Here is a 12,733-nt window from a genome sequence, read left to right on the forward strand (position 1 = left end):
CAATTGATAATAAGTTATTATTCATGATCCATTCTTATTAATCATTAAACAATTTACCCAAGAACGATAATACTCTTGCGGGATTAAGATGGCTCACCTATCCAGTGAGCCATTTTTACTGCGATTACTTAGTGTTGTAGAAAATTAATTAGGCAAATTTACCCTTGCCAATTGTGGTGTCTGTCCAAGCCGTCGTAATAGCCATTTTCTCCTTGCTGTCCAGCCCTTCGATGAAACCGTTATCACCGGCTGTTGGAGCAAAGTTGCTCATTGCCTGAATTAAAGTGTCAACTGCATTGTCAGAAAGCGCCGTAAATCCACGCTCTCCTGATGCATCCTTGCGTTCCATTTGAGTCACTAATTTGGCACGGTTACCATTAAAGTAATTATCAAAGGTGACTGAACCCACCGATTCAAATACACCCTGAGCGGTTTTATCCTGAGTACGGCGGTTCACTGATAGCACTAAATCGTATCCACTGCGCTGGAACCACAAGTCTTGCCAGTCAATACCATTAAAGGCAATCATATCTTCCGCATTGATATCATTAACCTGACAGTCAATCACCTTATTACTGACCACAAAGCTGTCTACCCCTGCGCCACCCTGAAAGTGGTTCTGGTATCCCCCCAAAACCAGTAGATCTCGACCATCACCGCCGTCAAACTGGCTGAACTTCGAAATAGTGGCCGCTATCAGGTGGTCATCACCTTCTCCACCGTTAATCACCGCATGATAGCCCATCAATTTAATGACATCGTCACCCATGTTGCCATCAATTCGGTTGTCATTACCAAACACCCTGCCAAAGTCATTGCCTTCACCTAGTTCAACCCGGTTGTTATTACCGATAGTCACAGCATAATCCTGGCCTTCCCCAGTATCTACCCGGTTGTAGTTGCCAGAGGTGACAACGTAGTCCTGCCCGTTACCGGCATCAATAAAGCCACCTTCGCCAAAAACAAAGGATTGATCATTACCTTCTCCCATAAAGACTTGGTTAATGCGTCCGGCTACCACTGCGATATCATCGCCGCTACCGCCAAACATCCAGTTTTCACGTCCCATCAGAACGCCGAGGTCATCACCTTCACCACCAGTAAAGATGTTGGAGGTGCCGATTGAGTAATAAACATCATCACCACGTCCACCCCAGAAGTTGTTGTTATCGCCCAGATAAGCACCGAGATCTTTACCATCACCGCCCCAGTTGAAGTTGTAGTTCCCCAACGAGACATGGATATCGCTATCCCCTTGCAAATGACCGCTGTTACGCAAGAAATCAAAGGTTTTCTGCTCCATATTGAGCAGATCTGCGGTTAGATTCTCTTTCAGATTGCTCACTAACGATTGCATCTCTTCTTGTTTATCTTTGCTGAATATCGTCGCAAATAGGTTAGGCAAATTCAGCGAATTAAAGCCTAATGCACGCTCTGATTTGTTATTAGTCTGAATATTCCCACTGTTGGCGGCGCCCGGCACACTTTTTTCCCGATTGTCGTCAGGCGCTTTCTCTTTCAGCCCATGACTGACAAAAAATGAGTCAATACTCTCTGCATTCATATTGGCGTTCTGTTTCAAACCATCAATCAATTTATCCGGATCAGTGAAGGCACGTAGTTGATCACCACCAAACTGCTTAATCACTTCCAGCATCTCTTGCAAAATAGCTTTACCATCAACAGGTTCTCCGGTACGGGAAATAATCTGTCCCTCTTGGGTGTAATCCACACCAAAAATATCCGCTAAAGTGGTATCTGCATTTACACTGGCTAACCGACCAAGCAGTTTGTTTTTAAGTTGACGCGGTAAGTCTTGTAGATTGTAAGTAAATGTTGTCTTCGCTATGCCTGTCGTTGAATATTGCTGCGTCATCAGACCAAATAGAGAACCCAGGTTGGTATCCAGAATCGATTGAATATGGTCACCGAACATAAAGTTCCAGCTACCGGTTGTGACCTGAATATCCGCCCCTTGACCACCTACCGCAAAATTGAAAGCCAGTTTCTCATTGGCTTGACGGAATTTATCCGCACGGCTCATTTTGCCGGTATCAATATTGTTGCCGTGTCCACTTAACCATTGGTGGTATTTCTTGTTCAATGCTGCTTCTGCATCACTTTTCAAACCACGACTACTACGCTCATGTTGAGAATCCAAATCAACTAGCGTCTTATAGTCAACGCTGCTGGTTTGGTCTAAACCAGACATGTCCCGCACAAATTTTTTCGCTCCAGATAACGTCCACTGCCGATTTTGCGCCGCCAACCAGTTCCACTCTCTGCCGGAATGAGCAATAGATTTCAGTACGCCGGTAATACGAGCAGCACCATCAAATGGATTAACCAGCGGTGGCGTAGGGATGGATTTATCCATCATGACAATCAGGTCATTACTGCGACCTTGGTTGAAGCTGACGTTACGGTTGCCAATAAACATCTGCGCCCCTTCAAATGCTTGATAACCCCCCAGATTAACGCTGTGCTTACTATCGCCATCCCCGATGTGAACCATCACATTGTTGTCGCCAAAGGCCAGTGACTTAAAACCACCCGTACCCACTTTGATGCCTACGTTCGATGTTCCCCAGTTGATCGCGGTAAATTCACCGTCGCCTACATTCACCTGTATATTGCCGGTATAACTCAGCGACTTATCCGATTGAGAATTTGAACCGAGTTCTATCCTGTTTTTGCGCTTCCCTGGCGCAGTGAAAACATCATGGTTATCCGCAATTGCCCCTTTAGTGATTGAATCAGCATCTGTGTACCCCACCTTAGCAAGGTTGATATCGCTTTCAGCCACACCACGTCGCAACCTTTCTGTCGTGGTCGTTAGTTCACCCTGTTCATTCCAGCGCAACACCAGTTTGTTATCGTTCAATTTGTTAACCCACTGGTTATTTTTATCGCGGGTAAATTTACGACCTGTCGCATCAACAGCCACTTCACTACGACGCGCTGAAACATCACTACGAATGCCCTGTTTATCTAAGGCGGTGATAAAGCGATAGGCAAAACCATTTCGCTTATCATCACTAATCAGTGAACAACCCACGATGCTGATACGATCAGGTTTACCTGCCGGGTTAAAGTTCCGGCTGAACTGTTTCAGTTTTATTGCCAATTCATCGGCACTGTAGCCACTCAAGCGAGTGTTATTTTGTGCCGATTCTTCACGGCCATGACCAACAATCTGCCAACGTAATTTGCCTGATAATCTGGTCGGATCACCATAAATAACATGATATTTTCCATCGGCATCAAGTTTAACCACTACACTGGAATCCGGGTGTTTACCCGCCAGATTGATCGCCGCTTTCGCTACAATCGGGTCATTCTCCATTTGAATAATGATCTGACTACCAAAGCGTGCCCCTCGATTGTCACTCTTTTGCAACGAGTTCTTCACCATATCCCGATTTTTACTCTGAGAGCTGGAAAGCGTCGAGACAATCCTATCAGCATATTGGCTCATTAAAGCACCACTCTCGACATGACCATAAAAGGTTTGTTCACCCGATACGCGATAACCGGCAGCGGTCAATCTTGCTCGCAGTTTTTCCCCCTCATGCCCCAGACCTTGATTGTCAGTTAACAACATGATCGGCGTATTGACCGGCAAGCCTTTGAGGTTTTTTTCTACTGAAAATTGTCCATTCATCGCTTTTGCCAATGCCCCAATCATGCCGCCAAGGTTTGGTACGCCATGTGCAGTGATGGTTTTGGTCATACTCGATATTGGCCTGTCGAGTAACAGACCTGACACCGCTTGATTATTTTGCGCCGCATATCGGGCAAGATCAGCCGCCACCGGTCCACCGACGGAATAACCATGAATGATAATATTACCCGGCTTAATACCGCGATCTTGCACCAAATAGCGAAACATCGTCCGGGCATCTTGATAGAACCCTTGTTCACCGGGGTTACCATCACTACCACCGTAGCCCCGCATGTTGACAGCCAGTATATCAATGCCCTGATTTTGATAGTGGCTTTGGATATCATGAGCTTGCTCTTCCGCAGATAAACCTGAGCCATGAAGGAAAAGCACAACTTTTTTCTCTGCTGCCGTCGAGATCTCATCTGGTTTTATGTCACCCTGATGATAATATCCCGTTAAACGTCCCCCTTCGCCTTTTAGGGTGATTTTGCTTGATGTGCCATTAGCAACAGCATCATCAAGAATGGTTTGCGTCTCATCACTGATATAGCGACGCTCTTCTTTAAAACCATACAGTTCGTTGTTAAAGAATCGGGTCAATGGGTTTAAAGAGGCTTTATCCTGTGGCGAAGTACCATCATCCTCAATTAATACCGACTCTGACGCTTCATGCTTGCCCGATAACGCCTGCAATGCTTCCACCGGAGAGTCATTCTGTTCTCTCTCAGGGGAATATTCTCGATAAAGGTGTTGGGTTTTCTCAAATGCACTATTTAATGCCTGATTTATCCATCGCTCTCCTTTATCTCCGGCAATATCCATCAGATCCGTATAACTGGCGGTGTAGTTTTGCAGTACCTGCCTGCGCTCATCACCGGTCTCCTGCAACGCTTTGTAAACCACCAAACTTTCATTAACCGAATGACCGCCATCAAAGACCAGGAACACCAAAGTATTAAGATATGCCTGCTCCTGCGAGAAAGTGGGATCTTGACTAGCAATATAGTTATTGAGATGAACCATGATATTGGTCGATCCAGATGCCCCCGTCACCACGGAATGCCCTTGCGCCAAGGCGTTACGCTCAAGTGTTGTTTCCTGCCCAGGCGTCAGCACTCTGCCCGCCGCCACCTTTCTGCCATACAGGAAATCCTCATATTGATCACCGGATGGCTGGTAAGGCAGTGCAATGCCATAATCATTGGTTTGCTGTTCAGTTAACTTCACTTTATAGGTAACATCCGCCATATTAGTTAACTTACTACTGGTGGAACGCGCCTTATAGATCTCCTCCCGATAGAAAATGTCCGCTTCCGCCTTCCATTGAGATGAATGTAATCCCATTCCATCAATGTTCGACATTTTTACTGCCAGAAACGGAATTTTGATCATTTCAAAACCGTTATCCACCTTAGTCATCATGATCTTAAAGTTATCAAAGGTCGGTTTTTGCAGGAATGTAGTCAGTTCTGGCACCCGACTGAACCAAGGGCGAATATCCTTTTTAATTCTTTCGGCAAAAGCTTGCATCCTGATAGCAATCTGCCCGTCACGTACAGTGGAGCCAGTAGTACTTTGCATATACGACTCAAACTCCTGCACCAGGAATTGTCCTATCTGTCTGGAGGCCGCTATCGCATCCGGTGATGCCGTTTTCACCAAAGTATGGGCCAATTCGGAATCAAAACGACGACCAAATAAGTTATCAATATATTGGGTAGTTGACTTTTTTCTGTGAGCATCAGTCTGTAATGACAATACTAAAGCATGTAACTCAGGGTATGCCTGTAACTGGCCGGCAGCATCATCAAATAATTTGATAGTTTCCTGTGATGTGACTTGTCCAGTGAGCCAGAGTTTTCTCGCCCGTCCAATCAAAGGCAACGCTTCCGGGATATTAGCAGTCTCCAATCGACTCATAAAAGCAATCAGACTTTCATTTTCGGTTTTCGGCGCTTCCCGTTCAGCGGTTGAATTCGTGCGGGTCAACGGAGTCATCTGCCACTCAATAAGATGATTAATTTCGTTTTGTGTTATACCGCCTTTTAAACCGACAACACGTCCGGTTCCATCAAATATTACCCATTGATTCAGTTGTTCAGCGCGCTGAGGCGGCACGGCAATTCCAAGCACGCCTGCGGATTCGGCTCTCTCGGCTTGCAAGTGTTCAATCATTCGGCCTATTTTAAAACGTACTAAGTTCACCTGACTGGCGCGTAGCGCAAATTCCTTTGGGCTACGCTGTTGCCAATCAGTTATCGCCTGTTCAAGCAGCAATATATGTTCTTCATCGAAATGACTCATCGTTTTATAGAAAGTATCACGCACAACAACCAGCGCTTTACTAAGCTGCCTTTTCCGCCCCAATGTTCTTACATTGGGATTGATAAATAGCTTATTTCCCTCTTTCAATAAATTAAATTTTGCATTTTCAAATATAGCGGAATTTTTCTGCTCCACCTTGACATCATTTCCCAACGATTCCAGATTAATGCCTGAAATCCGCGGCCCTCTTCTGCTAAGCTCCCCCGAACTGTTCGACGTGGGGATGACCAAGTCGTCAGGCGGTACTTGGGTAAATTTGGGGGTCGTTAAGACACCAGTATTTTCTGCACGAATACCCGTATTTATCTGTAGACGATCAACTACTTGTTTAGCACTAAACAATCCCTGTAACTCTTCTTCGGTTAACCCTTTGTAGAATCTGTTTTCAACTTCCAGCATGAATTCGGGATCAATATGGCTACCAGTTTCCCCTGCATCTATCGATTCGTAGGCTTCGCCAGATAAACCGCTACCACTGGCGCCGATACGATCAGGTCTGGCATCACTCTGTTTTGCTCTTTTGGCATCTGTTTGTACTTGGGCAATTTTACTTTCAGCCATCGCGGTATCACGTTTACCCCGATTTTCCGCCTCCTGACAGGCAACATTCGCGTCATTTCCCGCTTTTTCAGCCCGTTGTTGCTGCAATAATGCCTCTTCTTTTCTTAACGCCGCTTTTTCCTGAGCCTCTGCAATATCTTGTTTTACACTGGCATGATGCTGCTCGCTTTGTGCTACGCCAGACTCGGATTTCGCAACCGCTTCTTTTACTCGTTGTTGGTTATCCGTAATAGTATGTTGAGCATTAGCTAATCTTTTCTGAGTAATAAATTTGGTGTAATTCAACTCATCCTGAATACGGTCCAAGAATTTACCCGCAAATTGATCGCGCCGCTGGTCACCTGATTTGCCGCTGTAGTTGGCATAGTCATCAAGCAGATCCAAGCCTTGCGTCATAGAAACCAGTTTGTCAGTTTCCGCCTGCGCTTCCTCTGCTATCGCATTACGCTGTGTCAGCCCATTTCGGCTAACTGCTTCCTGATCCGTTAATTCCAATTGGGATTGCGATTTCGCAATTTCTGCCAGTTGTTTCTCTTTTTCCTGTTCCAACAGTTGGCGATCTTTTTCTGCTTTTTCTTTATCGCTTAATGCATTTTGCGCCGCTTTACCCTGTTTCACATGTTCGGTAATAATATTGGCTTGTCGTGAGTTCTCAGATTTTGCAATAACGTTATCCAGAATATAGCCTACGCCATCATCCAAACCGGTTCCTTTAAACTCAATTCGGTTACTACCTGCTTTTGCTATCAGTTCTAGTGTTTTATTTTGCCATTTCGCTGCGTCGCCAAAAGTCGAGAATACAAGTTTGCCGTTCCAGAAAACATCCATACCATTGTCGGCTGAATAAGCATCGGGACGATTAGCAAAATCAAAGCTCAGAGAAATCACCTCTCCCTCAGAACGATTTCGCAAATCCTGGTAAATGGTGGTGTTTTTATCAACATCAAGTTCACTGACTCGTTCGCCATAACCCGGATGATCAGGTCCATCAGCACTCACTGGGCTATGGGCCGCAATATTATTGGTTAACTGCCAACCTAATTTACCTTGTTCGTCACTATTCACAATCAGTGACGTCTCAGATTTCACAACGATCTTGTCTAAGATATAGACTAATCCATCATTCTGGCCTGTACCTTTAAATTCAATCCGGTTAGTACCCGCTTCCGCCATTAAATCGAGTTTCTGGGTGCGCCACATCGTTCGCTCCCCAGAAGCTGAGAATACAGGCTTACCATTCCATAACACGACTATTCCATTGTCATTCAACTCACTCCCCACCATCTCTAAATGACTCATAAAATCAAAAGTCAGTGAAACCACTTCTCCTTCAGACAAATTTTGTAATTCCTGCCAAATTACGGTGTTTTTATCAACATTAAATTCACTGACTCGTTCACCATAACCGGTATTATCAAGACCATAATCACTCGCCGAATTATATGCCTCTATATCATTGGTTGACTGCCAACCCAACTCACCTTGTTCAAAATCGCCATTGACGATCAGATTTTCATTCTGAGCTGACTCTGATATCGATCGCGTTTTTCGACTCAAAGCACCTTCTATTGAACTGATATCAGGCGTCTCCACGGCTGTTACAGAACCACTGAAATGATTACTTAAATCTGAATCTATCGGAGTAATCTCATCCATCTGAAAGCCATCAATAGCAGAAACTTCCGCTAAATTAATCGCGCCTCGGCCTTTATGAGTGCCAGACGTGTTGGCCTCCTCCCCCTGCACCAGATAATTGATCGCCTGACTGCCTCCCACACCCAATGTTGTCTGTTTGATCTGTTCAAAGAGGGAGGAAAGTTTGCTGCTTTCTGTCGCAGAGAAGCTGTAGAAATCACCATTACCAATCTTAACCACCACGTTATTACGTGCATAAGAGGCGTTGATAGCCAGACCATCACCAACCTGAATATTGGCGTTACCCTGACCTTTCATGACCGCAACATTGAGACCATTGCCAACTTTGGTATTAACGTTATATTTTCCCCACGCCACGTTAACCGAAACACCATTACCCACATGGGTGTTGATATTAGCGTCACCATGCGCAGCGGTTACATTTAAACCATTTCCTATCGTCGTCGTTACGTTAGCTTTCCCTTTCGCCGCCGTAACCTGCATACCGTCACCCACTTTGGTGACAACATTGCCTTCGCTCCATAAGGCGTTAAAGCTGTCTCCTTTACCCACCTGAGTGACAATGTTAGCCTTACCTTTGGCAAGCACCACATTGCGTCCATCTCCTACCTTAGTGATAACGTTGGCTTGCCCCCAGGCTCCGGTGTAGTCATCACCGTTACCCGCATGGGTGATGATGTTGGCATCTCCCTGAACCACTGTGACTTCTTGCCCATTGCCCACTTTGGTAACAATGTTCGCTTTACCTTTCGCGAAGTTGTAACGGTCGCCATTTCCCACTTGAGTCAGGATATTCGCCTCCCCCCAAGCCGCATTCACTCCATTGCCGTTTCCAATCTTGGTAATCAGATTGGCTTTACCTCTGGCAAAACCCACCGTCGTACCCTCACCGACATGAGTCATCACGTTACCCACATCGGAAATAAGCAGGCCGACTGTCGTGCCGTCTCCCACTTTGGTCAGAATATTGCCTTTGCCAAGCAAAACAGCCGCCGTCGTTGAGTTGCCTACGTGGGTGATAACGTTCGCTTTCGCCGCTGCAACAACGCCCATAAAATCATTACCCACTTTGGTAACGATATTGGCCTCACCCAGTGCTAACACGCCCGTTAAACCATCCCCCACATGGGTCATGATATTGGCTTTACCAAACATGGCCGCCAGCGTGGTCCCCTCACCGACTTTGGTCATCACGTTTAGTTCACCGGCAAACAAACCAATACTGGTCCCCTTACCCACATGCGAATAGATATTGGCTTTCCCTAGCATTAAGGCGGCGGTCAGCTCATTACCGACTTTGGTCAACACATTGGCGCCGCCAATCATAGCGGCAAATGTCTCTCCATTACCCACATGGGTAAAGATATTACCTTTGCCAACCATCGCCGCCAGAGTCATGCCATCACCCACTTTCGTGGCGATATTGCCCTTTGCCAGCATCAGCGCAACACTTGCGCCATCTCCGATATGAGTGAACACATTGCCTGCGGCTACCATCAATGCCAGTACATTGCCGTCACCCACTTTGGTAAAGACATTTACTGCGCCGCCCATTAACGCCCATGCCTCCCCTTTGCCGACATGGGTAAACAGGTTGCCTGCGCCAATCATGACCGCAATCGATGTTCCATCCCCGACTTTAGTAAAGAGGTTTCCCGCCGCTGCCATCACGCCCAATGTCAAACCGCCGCCAACATGGGTCAACACGTTACCCATCCCAAACATGATGCCGGTCGTGTCACCCTTTCCGACTTTGGTCAACACATTAGCGCCACCTAACATAACGCCCGTGGTATTGCCGTCGCCTATATGCGTGAGAACGTTCGCACCGCCGCCCATTACCGCCTGCGCATTGCCTTTCCCTTTTTTGGTGAGAATATTGGCTCCGCCCAACGCAACGGCAGTAGTATTGGCGGTTTCAGTTTCATCACTGAGATGGCTGGTAATATTGGCGCCACCGAACATCCCTGAAACCAGATCCCCGGCGCCAAGTTTAGTTAGCACGTTAGCACCGCCCAAGAGTATTGAGGAGATGTCCCCCTTTCCTGCCTGAGTGATAAGGTTAAAACCGCCTGCGCCGACCCAGTTCGCGTTGCCATCGCCTATTTGGGTATGCGTGTTGTACCCGCCCAACATCAGCACCCGGCTGTTACCGTTGCCTTTGTGAATTGAGATATTGCCATAGGCCAGAAGATGAGCCAGATATCGTCCATCCCCGACCCGCACAAGAACATTTGCCGCGCCACCAGCATAAATATCCATTTCTCCATGCTGGCTTTGATGAACAAGGACATTGGCGAAACCCGCGCCACGGAATGATAGATTGCCCTCTTCACCGTTTTTCACAATGACGTTAGCCCCACCGCCCCCGTCGAAATAGGTATTACCGAATGTTGAACTGTGCAGAATAACGTTAGCCGCTCCCGCTCCGGTGAAATCAATATTACCGTGCGTTACATTGGATGTAATAACATTTCCACCACCTGCACCGTTGAAATAAATATCACCAGAGCTATCCCCACCACTCTTTGATGATTCGATAAGATCTTGCTCAGAATAACCTTTAAGATCCGTCAAACAATCAGCAATATCATCTGCTACATTTAAATCATAATGAAGCTGACTTAACGTATAGCCAGCTCCTATTGATCGATAACCACCGGGATAGGAAAAATTTTCGTCCGCTATACGGCTAGTATAGTCACCTTTTTTATACCAAGATCTTGCAATATATTTCAGCTTTCCTGTTTCATAATCATTTGCCAGTTTAACCTCAACCACTTTGGTATAAGGTTCCAGAAATATTGTATATATATAAGTATTCGGCTGATTATTCGATTTAACCGGAGAGACATCGATTTTCAGTCCATCAGAAGAAATCGCATATCCTCCTATTTTGGCGCCACCCAGTGTGACATCTTCTGCTTTAATGTTGTTACCATCAGCATAATTCACCCATTTATCGGTTAATAATGCCTCTTCAATACCCTGTATCGTGGTTCCTTGTCGATATACAAAGTTAATATCGGCAAGCGTAATAGCACCTTCCCATTTAACAGGGACAAATCCATTATTTACATTAATATTTTCCTTAGCAATATCCTTAAGATGATCCCCCTCCTTATACCAAGAAGTCGCATAATAACGAAGTTTACCGGTATCAGGATCATTTTTCAGCCGCACAGCAACAACTTTAGTATTAATTTCATTGGCAACGGCAAAGAGATAAGTATCAGGCTCCACAACGGATTTAACTGCTTTAACTTGCTGAGATTGTTGAATCCAGCGTCCCTCCATTATTGCTGATGTCATAATAATATCTTTAGCCTGAGCAAATGCTATTTCATTTTTCGCACCTGTTCGGGTAATTTCGTTATACGCCCCTGCGCCAGTGAAATGAATATTACCGTGAGCAACATCAGAATAGAGTTTGTTATAACCACCCGCACCTTCAAGAATAATATTGCCATGAGTCTGTTTATACCCATCTTCGCTATAGCGTATACGTTCAATGCGATTTGCCGCCCCCGCTCCACGTAAGATAATGTTGCCTTTTCTACCTTTGCGCACAATATGGTTATCAGCGCCAATACCATTCAAAGTAATGTCGCCGCTTTCTATCCGCGAATCGATACTATTTGCAGCGCCTGCGCCATTAAATGTCACATCTCCCTGAGTACCTTGATAATCGTTAAACCAGGTACGATCAATTTCGTTAGCAGCTCCTGCACCGGCAAAATAGATATTTCCCTGATCAGTTTCATGCCATAATTCGTTATATCCGCCAGCCCCTTTAAAACTGGTATTACCAGATAAACCTTTACGAGTCAGTTTATTATAACCAGCAGCACCCGAATAATATAAATTTCCCGTTTCACCGGTGTGATCAATAAAAGCCGCACCGGATGCGCCTGTAAATAATAAGCCGCCATTTCCCGTTTTACGAATACCGGTATAACCTGAAGCTCCCTTTACCGAAAGTTCACCATCTGTATGGTATACATCGACCTTTAATGAACCAACAGTAACATCATCATCCCCGCCATAAGCATAAACTTCACCGCCAATACCAATAGCAGTAATACTATTACCATCATTATCGTCGTAATATTTTCCAGTAAAGAAGTACTCTGTACTTCTATTCGATGATTTACCCATCAATAGCCCTTTAATGTATCATTGAGGTTAAGCAGAAAACCACTGCATCTAATGGATAGAGCAGTTATTTTGAATATTTAAGTTGTCACGAAACAGTGAAATCTTCTTACTTTTTAATAGCAATAAATTAAATAAAGAAAAAAATCGCTATTAAAATTAACATCAGAGATTATTTGCACGAACTTATCAGACATGCTTCTTTCCAAAAGTAATTTATTAATAAAATGTATTGTATATAGCAAGAAAAATACTAAGTTCAGAAAATTTTCAAACTGATGCCTCTATAAACACTTTCAAATAAATCCATCGAATAAAATCAAGAAAAAATCCAAAAAGACATTTAGTGCAGATATATGTTCCATAAGA

At 45.0% G+C, this 12,733-nt stretch carries 1 protein-coding gene; it reads right to left on the bottom strand.

The window, feature by feature from the left end; genetic code table 11:
- Window positions 1-148: 148 nt before the first annotated feature.
- Window positions 149-12,367, bottom strand: a complete 12,219-nt coding sequence (gene rtxA, locus OO184_RS05945; RefSeq protein WP_265378387.1) for an MARTX multifunctional-autoprocessing repeats-in-toxin holotoxin RtxA — start codon at window positions 12,365-12,367, stop codon at window positions 149-151.
- Between the last annotated feature and the right edge of the window lie 366 nt (window positions 12,368-12,733).

Source organism: Photorhabdus aballayi (assembly GCF_026153155.1).
Lineage (GTDB): Bacteria > Pseudomonadota > Gammaproteobacteria > Enterobacterales > Enterobacteriaceae > Photorhabdus > Photorhabdus luminescens.

Bases quoted from the DNA above. Each gene is read 5' to 3' on its own strand.
- rtxA (WP_265378387.1), bottom strand. From the start codon at position 12,367: ATGGGTAAATCATCGAATAGAAGTACAGAGTACTTCTTTACTGGAAAA.